Consider the following 14,020-nt stretch of genomic DNA (forward strand, 5'->3'; position numbering starts at 1 on the left):
GGTGTTCTGCTGGGGTTGTCCGGGGGTCCGCTCGGTGCCGGCTCCGGGCCGGCGGGCGGACCGTTGACGGGAGTGTCGATGTCCGTTGCCGTTGTGCTGTTCACGTCCGATCTGCGCGTGCACGATCATCCGCCGCTGCGGGCCGCGTCGGAGGCCGCGGACGAGGTCGTGCCGGTGTTCGTGCGGGACCCGGCCGTGGACCGGGCCGGGTTCGGGGCGCCTAACCGGCTGGCCTTCCTCGCCGACTGCCTGGCCGATCTCGACGGCGCGCTCCGCGCCCGCGGCGGCCGGCTCGTCGTGCGCAGCGGGGAGGCCGTGGCCGAGGTGTGTGCCGTGGTGCGCGAGGCGGAGGCCGACGAAGTGCACATGTCGGCCGGCTACACGGCCTTCGCGCAGGCCAGACAGGCGCGGCTGCGCGAGGCGCTGGAGGCCGACGGCCGCCGCCTGTACGTGCACGACGGCGTGACCACGGCCGTGCCGCCCGGCTACGTCCTCCCCCAGGGCAGCGACCACTACGCCGTCTTCACCGCCTACTACAAGCGCTGGGGCGCGGAACCGCTCCGCAATCCGCTCGCCGCGCCCCGGACCGTCCGCGTGCCGTCCGCCGTGCGCTCCGAGACCCTGCCGGAGCGCACGGCGGTCGGGGGCGTCTCGCCGGGCCTGGCCCGCGGCGGCGAGACCGAGGCCCGCAAGCGGCTCAAGTCCTGGCTGCCGCGGCACGGCGGTGCGTACGAGGAGCTGCACGACGACCTCGCGGGCGACGCCACCTCGCGGCTGTCGCCGCACCTGCACTTCGGGACGCTGTCGGCGGTCGAGGCGGTGCACCGGGCCCGCACCCTCGCCGGGGCCGGTCCCGGGGCGGCGGCGTTCGTCCGCCAGCTGTGCTGGCGCGACTTCTACCAGCAGGTGATCTCGGCCCGCCCGGAGGCCTCGGCCGAGGACTACCGCACCCGCCACGACCGCTGGCGCACGGGCAAGGCGGCCGAGGAAGACCTGCGTGCCTGGCAGGAGGGGCGAACGGGGTACCCGGTGGTCGACGCCGCGATGCGGCAGCTCGCGCACGAGGGCTGGATGCACAACCGCGGCCGGTTGATCACTGCGTCGTTCCTGGCCAAGACCCTGTACATCGACTGGCGCGCGGGCGCCCGCCACTTCCTCGGCCTGCTGGTGGACGGCGACGTGGCGAACAACCAACTCAACTGGCAGTGGGTGGCCGGAACGGGCACCGACACCCGCCCCAACCGGGTCCTCAACCCCGTCCTCCAGGGCAGGCGCTACGACCCGGACGGCACGTACGTCCGCCGCTGGGTCCCGGAACTGGCCGCCCTGCCCGGCGCCGCGGTCCACGAACCGTGGCGCCTCCCCGGCCTGGAGCGCGCGGCGTACGACTACCCGGACCCGCTGATCGCCCTGCCGGACGGCCTGGCCCGGTTCCGGCACGGGCGGCAGGGGGACTGAGGGGAAGCGGGCCCGCCCACGTCGGCAGGACCGCCTCCGCAATTCGCTGCGCAACCGATGCGACTTGCCGGGCCTCCCCCGTACGGCGGAGTGTCGGCACAACGGCACCGCCTCGGGTGCCGTCGCCCCGGGAGGAGCAGCGATGACGCGCACGACGCCCGCGCAGACGGCCACGGCCCGCCCCCGGATCCCGCCGGACCCCGACTCCTCCGACGCCGAGGTCGCCCTCGGTCTGGCCGCCGGTGACGAGGACTGCCTCGCGCTGGCGCACCACCGCTGGAGCGGCCTCGTACACGCCTACGCCGCCCGCGCCCTGGGCGACGTACGCGAGGCGGAGGACGTGACGCAGCAGGTGTTCGTCGCGGCGTGGCGCGGGCGGGCCGGGTTCCGGCCGGAGCGGGGTTCCGCACCCGCCTGGCTGCTGGGCATCGCCCGGCACAAGACCGCCGACGCCCTGTCCGCCCGTACCCGGCGGCTGGAGCTCGCCGCCGCCGCGGCCGCGGCGCCCGGCGCCGGCGGGGAGGACGGCACCGACCGGCTCCTCGACCGGATCGTCATCACCCGGGAGCTGGCCCGCCTCCCCCGCGCCCAACGCGACGTCCTGGCCCTGGCGTTCTACGCCGACCTGACCCAGGCGCAGATCGCCGCCCGTACGGGAATCCCCCTCGGCACGGTCAAGAGCCACACCCGCCGCGGCCTGCACCGCATCCGCCACAGCCTGACCGGTGCCCCGTCCTGACCCGGGCGGCGGGCTCCCGTCGGCGGGCGGAGCCGGCCCCCCCGGAGCGCGGGCCGCTGACCGGCCGAAACGGGACGCCGGGGACGACGGCGGCTTTAGGATCTCCGGTATGGCTACGCGACTCGTGCAGATCAACATGAAGGCCCACGACGACTCCGCGCTGGGGCGGTTCTGGGCGGCGGCGCTCGGTTGGGTGGTCGACAGCGAGGGGCCCGGCGTCACCAACCTCGAACCGGCGGGGCTCGCCTACCCCGACCCGTCGGCCGTCTGCATCGACATCATCGCCCGCCCGGAGCCCAAGACGGTCAAGAACCGGGTGCACCTCGATCTGGCCACCACGTCGGCCGCCCATCAGGCGGAGCTGGTCTCGCGCCTGAAGGACCTCGGTGCGACGCTCGCGGACATCGGTCAGGGGGACGTCCCCTGGACGGTCATGGCGGACCCGGAGGGCAACGAGTTCTGCGTCCTGGAGCCCCGCCCGGTCTACGGGGACACCGGGCCGGTCGCCGCGGTGGTGGTCGACTGCACCGACCCGCGGGCGATGGCCCGGTTCTGGGGCGAGGCGATGGACTGGACGGTGCACGAGGTCACCGACGACCAGGCGAGCCTGCGGTCCGCGCAGGGTGTGGGCCCCTACCTGGAGTTCGTACGGACCCCTGACGCGAAGACCGGGTGGAACCGGGTCCACCTCGACGTCAGCCCCTACCGCGGGGACGACCCGGCGGCAGAGGAGGCGCGGCTGCGGGCGCTGGGAGCGGGCGATCCCGGCATCGACCAGTCCTCGATCTCCTGGCGGATCCTGACGGACCCGGAGGACAACGAGTTCTGCCTCCTGAGCCCGCGCTGAGCCTGCGCGCCTTTGCCGGGGCTCAGGCGCGGGGCCCCGGTTCGGGGCCGGACAGAAGATCCAGCGCGTCCCGCAACCCGTGCGGCCGCAGCATCCCGCCCCTCGGCACCCTGCCCGCCCACCCCGGCCCGGCCAGGAGCACCCGCGGCCCCACCCGCGCGCCCCGCGGCCCGAACGCCATCTCCGCCACGTGCCGCGCAAGGCCCCGGTCCGCCGTGGACCGCGCCTGCGACCACAGCACGACGGCCACCGGCCCGGACCGCCGTACGGCCGCATCCAGTGCCTCCGCCGGCACGGCCGCGCCGAACATCCGTACCGGCACGCCCCGTTCGGCCAGCCCGGCCGCCAACGCCTCCAGCGGCAGCGTGTGCTGCTCGGCCGGCACGCAGGCCAGCACGACGGGCGCCGCCCCGGCAGCACCCGGCCGCCCGACAGTCGCCCTCCGCAAAGTGGTCGACACGTGCCAGGACAGCAGGTGCTCCACCTCGACGTAACGGTCCCCGGAGGACTCCCATTTGCGGCCCACCGCGTGCAGAGTCGGCATCATCACCTCCTCCCACGCGGTGACGAGCCCGTGCTCGGCCACCACCGAGCCGAGCAGCGCCTCCATCGCCGGCCCGTCAAGCCGCACCGCGGCCCGCGCCAGCCCCCGGCACTCCTGCCGTACGTCGCCCAGTGGCAGCCCGTTCCCGGCCCCCGGCTGCCGGGCCGCGCGGACCGGCGCGGCCACGACCGCCGCCGACCCCGCGGCCGCCGGCGGAGGGGCCCCGGCCGCTGCCCGCGCCGCCTCCGCCGGCGGGATCCCCAGCGCCGTCAGCCGGCACATCTCCTCCAGCACGGCCACGTCCTCGGGCATCCACCGCCGGTGCCGCCCGCCCTCGCGCACCGCGGGCCCGATCCCGTACCGCTGGTCCCAGGACCGCACGGTCGTCGGCGACACCCCCAGGCGCCGCGCCACGGTGCCGGTGGACACGCCGAGGTCCGCCCGTACGGCAGTCGTGTCGTCCATGGCTCCAGACTACGACGCACAACCGATGCGAGTCATCCGGAAGGCGGCGGCACGGGTGGTGGCGGCACCACCCACCGGATCGCCGCCAGCACCACCCGCCCGCCGGGTCCGGCCAGGAACAGCAGGGCCCGCCGCCACCACGGCAGCCCCAGCGCCGCCCGCGCCCACGGCGGCAGCAGGCCGACGGCCGCCCCGGCCAGGAACACGTACGGGATCTGCGCGGGCACCGGCAGTGGCGGCCGGGCCAGCAGGAACCGGGCCGTGTCCCGCGAGGCCGGTGTGGCCCGCAGCTCGGGCCGGTAGGCGGCGATCCGCGCCGCCAGCCCGGCCAGTGTCTCGGGCGGGTCCTCGGCCCCCAGCCGCTGCGCGACCTGCGCCATGTCCGCGACGTATCCGTCCTGCCCGGCCCGGTCCAGCGGCCGGCGCCCGTACCGCTGGTGCGCCCGGAGGAAGCACGCCGTCTCGGCGATGTGCACCCAGGTCAGCAGGTGCGGGTCGGAGGCCCGGTACGGGATCCCGTCCCCGGTCGTCCCGCTGATCGCCGCGTGCACCTGACGCACCCGCGCCACGGCCTCCCGGGCATCGGCGTCCGTGCCGAACGTGGTCACGGCGAGGAACGTGCTCGTGCGCTGGAGCCGCCCCCACGGATCGCCCCGGAACCCCGAGTGGCCGGCCACGGCCGCCATGGCCACCGGGTGCAGCGACTGCAGCAGCAGCGCCGCCAGCCCGCCGGCGTACATCGAGGCATCCGCATGCACGACCCGCACCGGCCGTTCCGGCCCGAACCAGCGGGGCCCCGGCGTCCCGTGGATCCGCGCACGCTTCGCCCTGGCCGAAGGGCCCGCCACCCGCAGCAGCAGCACCTCTCCCGCCCGCTCCCGCACCCTGGCGACGAACGCCGGTCTCCACCCCATGCACCCAGCATCCCCCACCGGCGGACCACGGCACAGGGGGGTTCTCGTGGTGTCCGCCCGTCGGCCGGAACCGGCGGCCGGTGCGGCGACTTCCGGCCGCTTCGGCACGGTCCGGGAGCGGCCGCGGTACGGGCGTGGTACGACGCTGACCCGTAGCCGACATCACGGAGGATCCATGGCACTCGTACCCGGTTCCGCGGACGGGGAGCTCCCCGGCAGGCCGCCCGTCGTCGATCCGGCCACCTGGCAGGCCGCCCGGGCGGAGCTGCTCGTGCGGGAGAAGGCGCACACCCGGGAGGGGGACGCGATCGCCGCGGCCCGGCGGCGGCTGCCGATGGTCGAGTTCGACGGGAAGGCCGAAGTGACCGGGCCCGACGGGCCGGTCCCGTTCCTCGACCTGTTCCAGGGGCGCAACGAACTCGTGGTCTACAAGCACATGTGGCACGACGGTGCGCCGCACCAGGGGCAGTGCGAGGGGTGCACCACCGTCGCCTGGCACCTGAGGGACGCCGTCTACCTCAACGCCCGCGGCGTGTCCGTCGCGTTCGTGACCACCGGCGCGTGGGACGAGGTCGCCTCCTTCGTCGCCTTCATGGGGTACACCCAGCCCTGGTACTCCGTACGGGACGTCGAGGGGCCGATCGGCGGCGACATGGGGTACCTCGCCTGCTTCCTCCGCGACGGGGACCGCACGTTCCTCACGTACGAGACGACCGGGCGCGGCAACGAGGCCGCCAACGGCTCTTTCGGTCTGCTCGACATGACCCCGTACGGCCGCGGCGAGGCGTGGGAGGACAACCCCGGGGGACGGCCCGTGATCGGCAACGTCAAGGAGGGCTACCCGGCCGCCGGGAGCCAGGCCTGCTGGTACTGGCGCACGGACTCGGACGGCGACGCCACCTGGGGTCCGACGAGCCGCCCGACCCCGCAGTGGACCCGGCCCGGCGTCACTCCCGAGGAGACCCTGGGCCGCAAGGACGCCTGCCACTGACCCCGACTGCCGACGAACCGTCACCGGCTGCCGGCACCAGCTCCCCTGGCGCCGTCAGTCGTCGTTCGGCAGGCTGCCGACGAGTGCGTGGTAGGCGTCCATCACGTCGACGGCCAGCACGGTGGTGATCTCCTCGGTTGTCGGGTCCTCGTCGATGCCGTGCAGGTCATGGACGCGCAGGTCCCGTACGGCGGCGGCGCGGCGGGCCAGTTCGCGGGCGAAGCGGCCGTTGCCCAGGCGGTCGACGAGGCCCTCGGCGACGACGAGGTCGCACGCGGCCGCGAGGGCGCGGTCCGCGTCCTCGGTGAGCACGTCGCCCTGGGCTTCGAAGAACGAGGCGGTGATGCGGACCAGTTCGCCGGCCGCGTACGCGGGGAAGTCGACGCGGGTGGAGAAGCGGGAGGCCAGTCCCGGGTTGGCGGAGAGCAGCCCGTCGATCTCGGCCGGGTAGCCGGCCAGCACGACGACGAGCCGGTGCCGGTCGTCCTCAGCCCGCTTCAGCAGCGCCTGTACCGCCTCCTGGCCGAACGCGTCGCCGTTGTGGTAGCCCGCGTTGACGAGGGAGTAGGCCTCGTCGACGAAGAGGATGCCGTCCAGGGCCGAGTCGATCACCTGGTTGGTCTTGATGGCGGTCGCGCCGAGGTACTGGCCCACGAAGTCGACACGCGTGGCTTCGACGAGGTGGCCGCGCTCCAGCAGGCCGAGCCCGGCGTAGATCTTCCCGATGATCCTCGCCACGGTCGTCTTGCCGGTGCCGGGCGGACCCGTCAGGACCAGGTGCTGCGGTGTCGCCGCCGTGCCGATCCCGCCGGCCCGGCGGATCGCCGCCATCCGCAGCTGTGCGGTCAGGGTGCGCACCTGCTCCTTCACCGGTGCCAGCCCCACCATGGCGTCCAGCTCGGCCCTGGCCTCGTCGAGCAGCGCCGCCCGGGCCCGCTCGGCGGCTTCGGACTCGGTCGCATCGTCCGCGCCGGCCCCGGCAGCCTCGGCGGGCGGTTCCGCCGGCGGCCCCTGGGGCGGAGCCGGGTGCGTGGGCGTGATCGTCGTGATGTGGACGGACTGGTCCGAGGCCCCGGCGGCACCCCTGCGGCCGGCGACGCGCTGTGCCACGTCACCGAACCCCGGGTGGTAGCGGTACGCCTTCTCGTACTGCGCCAACGCCTCTTCCGTGCGCCCCAGTTCCTCGTAGGCACGGCCCCGCAGGTACGCCGCCTCGCCCCGGAAGTGCGCCGAGTCGCAGAGGGCCAGCGGCAGCGGTTCCAGCACGCTGAGGGCCTCCCGGTGGATGCCGCGTGCCAGCAGGCCGTACGCGATGTAGAGCTGGGACTGGTCGCGGAGGAAGCGGTCCGTGATCGGCTCGGCGGTGGTGCCGAGCAGGGTCCAGTTCTGCCGCAGGTAGGCGTAGCGCGCGCAGACGAACCGGGTTTCGTCGCAGTCGAGGACGGCGGTGGACAGCCGCTGCCACGCCTCGTCGAGCCGCCCGTGGTCGAGGTGACGCGACACGGCGGCGAGCCACAGGTCGCGGATGAGCTCCAGGCGGAAGACCACGTACGGGCTGATCTCGTACTGCGACTTCAGGGGCATGGCCAGTTCGTTGCGCAGTGCCCCGAAGGAGTGCGCGGTGCGGTCCATGACCGTCAGCGCCTCGTCCTGGCGGACTCCGGCGGCGTGGAGGCCCAGCCAGGCGTCGGCTGCGGACGGGTCGTGGGCGACGGCGGCCGTGAACGCCGCTGCCGCCGCGTCCCTGTGCCCTGCGTCCAGGAGCCGGACGCCCTCGCTCCAGGCCTGCCGGCACTTCCGGCCCGGCCCCCACAACCCACTCATCCCAGCCTCCGCCCAGTGGTCGCCGGGCGCCGCCTGCCGCGCCGTCCCGTACCGGGGACAACGGCGCGGGGCCGCTCCCGGTTCCGGGCCGGGAGCGGCCGGTCCCCGTCAGCAGGCACCGGCGTGGACGCGGTCGCCCGACCGGTCCGCGGCACCGGCCAGCTCCAGCCGGCGGCCCGGGAACCCGGCCCGGAGCCGGCGGTCGTGGCTCACGACGACCAGTGTGCCGGGGAACGGGGCCAGGGCGGCTTCGAGGTCCTCGACGACGCCCGGCGCCAGGTGGTTCGTGGGCTCGTCGAGGAGCAGCACGTCGTACGGGCCGCCGGCGACGAGCCGGCCGAGTTCCAGCTTGCGGCGCTGGCCGACGGACAGCTCCCGGATCGGCTTGGCCGTGTCCGCGACCGTCAACAACCCGCAGCATACGATCAGTTCACCGAACTCCTCTCCGAACTTCGCCAGCACCGAACGTCCTTCGCGCGTCCATCCGGTGTCCTGCCGCAGCAGTCCGACCCGGCCGCCCACCCGTGCACCGTCGTGGCGCTGCTGCTCGGCCAGAGCGTGCAACAGGGTAGACTTCCCTGCCCCGTTGGGGCCGGTGACGAGCAGCCGCTCGCCGGGCTCCAGACGGAAGGAGACCGGTGCGAGCCGGCCCGGGACCGCCAGGTCCACGGCCTCCACGACCCCCGCGCCGCCTTCGGCGGCGAACCCTCCGGTGAACCGCAGCGGTTGCGGCGGCGCCGGCACCGGGTTCTCCGTGAGCCGGTGCAGCCGCTCGCGGGCGTTGCGGATGCGGCTCATCGCGCCGTGCGCCCGTGACCGGGCCCGGAAGGCTCCGGCGCCGCTGAAGGCCGCGGGCGCCTTGCGCGGGATCTCCGCGAGCCGCCCGATGTTGGCGTCGGCGAGCCTCCCCACGCGCCGGACCTCCTCACCCCACTCCTCGTACTCGCGTTCCCAGCGGGCCCGGGCGGCGGCGCGGCCGGCGAGGTGCCCGGCGTAGCCGTTCCCGTAGCGGTGCAGGGTGTGGCGGTCCTGGTCCACCTCCAGGATCGCCGTGGTGACCCGGTCGAGGAACGTACGGTCGTGGCTGACGGCGACGACCGTGCCGCGGTGGCCGGTCAGCCGCTCCTCCAGCCATTCCAGGGCCTCGTCGTCGAGGTCGTTGGTCGGCTCGTCGAGGAGCAGCAGTTCCGGTTCGGACGCCAGGGTGGCGGCGAGTGCGAGCCGGGACCGCCGGCCGCCGGACAGGGTGCCCAGCGCCCGGTCCCGGTCGAGCGGGGCCCGCTCGCCGAGCCTGCGCAGGGTGGTGGCCACCCGCCGGTCGGCATCACGGCCGCCGCGTGCCTCGTACGCCGCGACCAGGGCGTCGTAAGCGGCCAGTTCCTCGGGTCCGGCGGCCGCCATCCGCTCCTCGGCGGCCCGGATCCGCCGTTCCAGGGCCCGTACGTCGGCGAGCGCGAGGTCGATCGCGTCCCCGACCGTCGCGGCCGGCCCCAGTTCCAGGGTCTGTCCGAGGTACCCGACCCCGCCGGGCGCCCGTACGCTCACCGTCCCGCCATCGGCCCGCTCCTTTCCTGCCAGCAGTTTCAACAGGGTCGACTTCCCCGACCCGTTGTCCCCGACCACACCGACCCGCTCCCCGAGCCGTACCGCACCCGAAACCCGATCGAGCACGACCCGGTCCCCGTACCGCTTGGAGACCTCGTCCAGAACGACCTGACTACCGGCGACTGAAGCACGCAAGGGCAATTCCTCTCACTGGACTACGTGGACGCGAGACGCGAGGCACGACCCGAGACCAAGATCCCGAGACGCAACGTCTCGTCTCGTTAGAACTATAAGCACAATCCCTTCATCGACGCAAGACGTTCCGTCTCGTTTGTTTGCGACTGCCGCCGGACCGTCCCCGCCGGGCCGCCTCCGGACGCACTGCGGGGGCGGCCCGACATCGTCGTCGGGCCGCCCCCGCAGTGTGGGCCGGGTGGGTCAGGAACCCACGTGGGTGCCCTTCGCCCACTCGACCTCGCCGCTCTTGGCACAGGTCGAGCCGTAGATCGGGCCGTTGAACGCCGGGAGCATGTGCGGCACGGCGGCGATCGTCTTGCAGTCGGACGAGAAGCCCGCGTGGCCGCCGTTGAAGTAGTCGATGTCGAAGCCGTCGTGGGCGACGGCGGCACCGGCACCGCCGAGGAGCATGCCGACGGCGAGGACGGACGACGTGACAGCGGAACGGATGGTCATGACTCTCCCAAAGAGATCTGTGGAACCGCGCCAATCGGTGTGCGCGTCGGCCGGTCCAACCGTGCGAGGGCACTGCCGGGAACGGGCGTTCACTCTGATGCCACGGCTGTATCGTTCCTTCACTCCTTACGACGGGGCGCACAGCACGCACATCGCACGGCACGCACGGCATCGGCGAGGCACTTGCGGCGAAGGGGAGAGCAGTGCTCTACGAAGAGAGCGGTGGTCAGCGGGGTATCCATGCCTGGGTCGACGACGCGACCGCGCGGGCGGCGGCGCTGGGGCCGACCCAGGAGCAGCCGCTGCGCGAGGCGGTCGAATACGACACCTGCATCGACGAACTGACCCAACTGGCGGCCCTGTTGCAGCACGACCCGGCCGCAAGGGCCGGGGTCGCGATCCGGCTGGGCGTCCTGCTCGTCCTCCGGTACGCGGCCGGCAACTGCCCCGAGGACAAGGACCGCGCGGACCGGCTGCTGCGCGACTTCCGCGCGGCGGAACCCCCGGCGGAGGTCCCGCCCGACGACCTCCACATGGCACGGCTCTTCCACGCGTACCTGTCCGTGCCGCAGCTCGGCAGAGTACTGCGCGGTGACATGACCTTCACGGAACTGTCCCTGCTGAGCGCGGAGGCCGGCTCGGCCGAGGCGATGGAGACGGTCATGCGGGAGTTCGTGGACGCGCGCCCGGCGGACCGGTCCCCCGAGACGATGCGCGTGCGCACCATGGTCGCGGCCGTGGACGCGTTCCGGGCCACCGGCGACGCCGACGGCCTGCTCGCGGTCATACCCGAGGACCATCCGTTCGCCTCCCAGCTGCGCACCATGGCCAGGCAGTTGCAGGGCGTCCCCGCGGACGTGCGCGCCGAATGGGTCCGGCAGGCACCCACCCCGGACGTGCAGTCACCCGACGCCCTCGCCATGCAGGGCCTGGTTCCGGCGCTCACGCTCATGACGGCCGGCATGACGGCCGACGACCCCGACCAGGTGCGGGCCGCGGGGGCGGCGCTGCGCACGGCGCACCGGCAGATGCCGCCCGGCCACCCGCTCACCGAGGCGGTCGGAGAGGCCGCGGACGCACTCCGGTACCTCGGGGAGGGCAGCGGCGGGGTCCGTGAGGACATGGCGGCCGCCCGGCAGTCCCTTCCCGAGGCCCTCCGGAAGCTCACCGGCGCCCTCGCCACCCGCGCCGGCGCCGAACACGCCCTGCCGATGCGCCTGCTGGAGCTGCGCACCGCCCTCGACGACGCACGGCGTGCGGACGACGTGCCCGGCGTCGAGGCGGTCACCGCCGAGCTGCACGGGATCGCCGACGGCCTCACGGCGGACGCGCCGGCGTACTGCCTGGTGCAGCTGGCCCTGGCCGACGCCTACCTGGCGGCGGGCCGACTGCTCGACGACACCGCCCTTCAGCTGCGCGGGGTCGACCACCTCGACCTGGCCGTCGCCGCCGGTCCGCAGGCGCCGTCCGCCGTGCAGGAGAACCTGCGGGTCCGCGAGGAGCAGGCCCGCGCCCTCCGGGCCGGGCTCACCCGGGATCCGGCGCCGCTGGCGGAGATGCCCGCGGTCCCGGCGGACGCCCCGCCCGGGGACCTGCGCCGGGCCGCCCAGGCCGTGCACATCCGCTACCTGCTGACCCGGGACCCGGCGGACCTGGACGAGGCGATCGGGCTCGGGGAACGCGCGCGGGCCGCGTTCGGGGCCGGACGGGCGCAGTCGATCGCCGCCGACACGCTCTGGGAGCTGTCCGGGTACCTCCGCAGCCGCTGGGACCTGTCCCACGAGGTCCGGGACCTGACCGGTGCGACCGGGACCGCCCTCGCAGCACTCCGGGCGCTCGGGGCGGACGTGGTCCTCCAACTGGGCGCCGAGCAGGGCCTGTACACCGCCCGGTCCGGAGCGCAGCGGGCGGTCGAGGCCGCGTGGTGGGCCGCCACCCGCGGCCAGGCGGAGGAGGCCGTGACGGCGCTGGAGCTGGGCCGGGCGCTGGTGCTGCGGGCCGCGTCCGTCTCGGCCGACGTGCCCGGGCTGCTGGAGTCCGGGGAGCGGCCGGGGCTGGCCGCGGCCTGGCGGGAGCACCTGCGCCGGTCTGCCGACGGCGACCCGGGCACGTTCGCCGACGAACTGCCGAGCGCACTGCGGCGCCAGGTCCTGGAGGCCCTGGACTACCGGGGCGAGGCGCTCGCCGCGCCGCCCGGCTGCGGGGAACTGGCCGCGGCGGTCGAAGCCTGCGACGCGGACGCCCTCGTCTACCTGCTGGCCGGTCCCGGCAGCGAGCCGGGCGTGGCGGTGCTCGTCGGCCCCGCCTGCGGGACGCGCGCCGTACTGCTGCCGGGGCTGTGCGCGGACCGCAGCGGACCTCTGCTCCGCTACCTCGCGACGGCCGCCGACCGGTCACGGGTACTGGCGGGCGAGGCGCTGACGGACGGTGCACCGGCGGCAGCCGACGGCCGGGCCCCGGCCGGACCGGCAGGCCCGCTCGGTGAGGCGGCCACGCCCGACGCCGCCGAGCCCCCGCCGCTCCCCGACGAGCAAGCCGTCGAGCAGGCCTGGGAGTCCGCCCTCTCCGACCTCTGCGACTGGGCCTACCCGGCCGCGTTGGGCCCCGTACTCGGCGCACTGTCCGCCCGTACCGAGGGCCCGCCCGGCTCCGCCGGCTCCGACGGACCGCCCGGACGGCAGCGCCTGCCCCGCCTGGTCCTGGTGCCGTGCGGGAACCTCGGCGTGGTGCCCTGGCATGCCGCTCGGCTGCCCGGCGGCGGCCCGGGCGACTACGCGTGCCGGATCGCGGCGGTCAGCTACGCGGCTTCGGGCGGCCAGTTCCTGCGGACGGCGGGCCGTGACCGAAGGGCGCCCGCCGAGGCCCCGGTGCTGCTGGCCGATCCCCGGCTGGAGCTGACCCATGCGGAACGGGAGGCGGCCGCGCTGAACGCGGCGTTCTACCCGGGTGCCCGGATGCTCGGCGCGTACTACGAGCCGGTCGTGGAGCCCGAAGCGGAAGGCACTCCGGACGAGCTGCTCGCGGTCCTGCGGGACCGGCCGTCGCTGGTGCACCTCGCCTGCCACGGCTCGGCGGGCCCGAGTCCCGACGTGTCCTCGCTGCACCTGGCGTTCCCGGTGGGGGCCGAGGAGCTGTCCGCCGCGGACGGCGGGCCGGGGGCGCGGCCGGACCTCGGCATGCTGACCGTGGCCCGGCTCCTCGACCACGCGAGCGGCGGCCGCCCCGACCCGTCCGGGCCGCTGGTGGTGCTCAGTGCCTGCGAGACGGACCTGAGCCGCCGGGACCACGACGAGGCCCTGACCCTGGCCACCGCTTTCGTCACGCACGGCGCCCGGGACGTGGTCGGTTCCCGCTGGACCACCCAGGACGGCGCCTCCGCGCTGATGATGGCCGTCTTCCACCACCACGTGGCGGTCGAAGGCCGCTCCCCCGCGGACGCCCTGCGCGAGACGCAGCTGTGGATGCTGGACCCCGACCGCCGCGACCCCGGCACCCTCGGTCCGGAGCTGGCCCGCGAGCTGCACCGGCCCGGCCTGGACCGGCTGCCGGTCTGGGCGGCGTACGTCCACCAGGGCAACCCGGGCGCCCGGCCGGCGGGCCACGTCCCCGAGCCGCCCCACACCCGCCGCCGCCCGGCCCGCGACCCGGCCCTCACCCTGCTCCGCCTGGTCGGCGTCCATCTCGACGGCGTCCGGACGGCCCTGAGCCCCGGCGAGTACGCCGTCCTCCGCACCCGTCTCGAAACCCTCGCCGCACGGGACCCGGCGGCACCCCGCCCCGTACGCCTCGCCCTCCAGGGTGTCCGGCTCGCCCTGCTGCCCCTCCCCCTCGGCCACCCCGTGCGCCGGGCGCTCGACGGCACCCGGCTGTCCGGCGTCCGGCCCGGCCCGGCGGTCGTGTCGGGGGCGGCGGCGGTGCTGGAGCTGATGGCGGACGAGGCGGCACCCCCGGCCGTGTGACCGGAGGTGCCGCCTCGTTCCCCTGCAGGACCCGGTGCCGT

Annotated in this window: 10 protein-coding genes; 5 read left to right on the forward strand and 5 right to left on the reverse strand. The window is 75.2% G+C overall.

Annotation, left to right across the window (positions count from 1 at the left end; translation table 11 throughout):
• Positions 1–78: 78 nt before the first annotated feature.
• The 3 genes from LG634_RS22860 to LG634_RS22870 all read left to right on the forward strand — a co-directional run bounded on the left by LG634_RS22860 (position 79) and on the right by LG634_RS22870 (position 3,044).
• Positions 79–1,458: a cryptochrome/photolyase family protein gene (locus LG634_RS22860; RefSeq protein ID WP_226735797.1), complete on the forward strand. Its 1,380-nt coding sequence runs from the start codon at positions 79–81 to the stop codon at positions 1,456–1,458.
• A 142-nt stretch (positions 1,459–1,600) separates the two neighbouring features.
• Entirely contained in the window at positions 1,601–2,197 is a 597-nt protein-coding gene (locus LG634_RS22865; RefSeq protein WP_226735798.1) for a sigma-70 family RNA polymerase sigma factor, read from the forward strand.
• Positions 2,198–2,306: 109 nt separating this feature from the next.
• Complete coding sequence (locus LG634_RS22870; protein ID WP_226735799.1) at positions 2,307–3,044, forward strand: VOC family protein; 738 nt, start codon at positions 2,307–2,309, stop codon at positions 3,042–3,044.
• A 22-nt stretch (positions 3,045–3,066) separates the two neighbouring features.
• On the opposite strand, the gene LG634_RS22875 is transcribed toward LG634_RS22870, so the two are convergent.
• Both LG634_RS22875 and LG634_RS22880 read right to left on the reverse strand, forming a co-directional pair.
• Positions 3,067–4,053: a MerR family transcriptional regulator gene (locus LG634_RS22875; protein ID WP_226735800.1), complete on the reverse strand. Its 987-nt coding sequence runs from the start codon at positions 4,051–4,053 to the stop codon at positions 3,067–3,069.
• A gap of 32 nt (positions 4,054–4,085) precedes the next feature.
• Positions 4,086–4,967: an oxygenase MpaB family protein gene (locus LG634_RS22880; RefSeq protein ID WP_226735801.1), complete on the reverse strand. Its 882-nt coding sequence runs from the start codon at positions 4,965–4,967 to the stop codon at positions 4,086–4,088.
• 175 nt (positions 4,968–5,142) lie between these two features.
• Here LG634_RS22880 and LG634_RS22885 point away from each other — a divergent pair, with 175 nt between their 5' ends.
• Positions 5,143–5,958, forward strand: a complete 816-nt coding sequence (locus tag LG634_RS22885; protein ID WP_226735802.1) for a DUF899 family protein — start codon at positions 5,143–5,145, stop codon at positions 5,956–5,958.
• A gap of 54 nt (positions 5,959–6,012) precedes the next feature.
• On the opposite strand, the gene LG634_RS22890 is transcribed toward LG634_RS22885, so the two are convergent.
• From LG634_RS22890 to LG634_RS22900, 3 genes are all read right to left on the reverse strand, one after another.
• Positions 6,013–7,782: an AAA family ATPase gene (locus LG634_RS22890; protein ID WP_226735803.1), complete on the reverse strand. Its 1,770-nt coding sequence runs from the start codon at positions 7,780–7,782 to the stop codon at positions 6,013–6,015.
• A 108-nt stretch (positions 7,783–7,890) separates the two neighbouring features.
• Entirely contained in the window at positions 7,891–9,522 is a 1,632-nt protein-coding gene (locus LG634_RS22895) for an ABC-F family ATP-binding cassette domain-containing protein (protein ID WP_226735804.1), read from the reverse strand.
• A gap of 243 nt (positions 9,523–9,765) precedes the next feature.
• Positions 9,766–10,020 carry a hypothetical protein gene (locus LG634_RS22900; protein ID WP_226735805.1) on the reverse strand — a complete coding sequence of 85 codons (255 nt, stop codon included), beginning with the start codon at positions 10,018–10,020 and terminating at the stop codon, positions 9,766–9,768.
• A gap of 203 nt (positions 10,021–10,223) precedes the next feature.
• Between LG634_RS22900 and LG634_RS38295 the strand changes: the two genes are divergently transcribed.
• Complete coding sequence (locus LG634_RS38295) at positions 10,224–13,979, forward strand: CHAT domain-containing protein (RefSeq protein ID WP_226735806.1); 3,756 nt, start codon at positions 10,224–10,226, stop codon at positions 13,977–13,979.
• Positions 13,980–14,020: the final 41 nt, after the last annotated feature.

It is taken from the genome of Streptomyces bambusae, assembly GCF_020532645.1.
GTDB classification, from domain to species: Bacteria; Actinomycetota; Actinomycetes; order Streptomycetales; family Streptomycetaceae; genus Streptomyces; species Streptomyces bambusae.

What these genes read in the sequence shown, in the direction of transcription:
- LG634_RS22860 (WP_226735797.1), top strand. Translation starts at nt 79, where the DNA reads ATGTCCGTTGCCGTTGTGCTGTTCACGTCCGATCTGCGCGTGCACGAT.
- LG634_RS22865 (WP_226735798.1), top strand. Translation starts at nt 1,601, where the DNA reads ATGACGCGCACGACGCCCGCGCAGACGGCCACGGCCCGCCCCCGGATC.
- LG634_RS22870 (WP_226735799.1), top strand. Translation starts at nt 2,307, where the DNA reads ATGGCTACGCGACTCGTGCAGATCAACATGAAGGCCCACGACGACTCC.
- LG634_RS22875 (WP_226735800.1), bottom strand. Translation starts at nt 4,053, where the DNA reads ATGGACGACACGACTGCCGTACGGGCGGACCTCGGCGTGTCCACCGGC.
- LG634_RS22880 (WP_226735801.1), bottom strand. Translation starts at nt 4,967, where the DNA reads ATGGGGTGGAGACCGGCGTTCGTCGCCAGGGTGCGGGAGCGGGCGGGA.
- LG634_RS22885 (WP_226735802.1), top strand. Translation starts at nt 5,143, where the DNA reads ATGGCACTCGTACCCGGTTCCGCGGACGGGGAGCTCCCCGGCAGGCCG.
- LG634_RS22890 (WP_226735803.1), bottom strand. Translation starts at nt 7,782, where the DNA reads ATGAGTGGGTTGTGGGGGCCGGGCCGGAAGTGCCGGCAGGCCTGGAGC.
- LG634_RS22900 (WP_226735805.1), bottom strand. Translation starts at nt 10,020, where the DNA reads ATGACCATCCGTTCCGCTGTCACGTCGTCCGTCCTCGCCGTCGGCATG.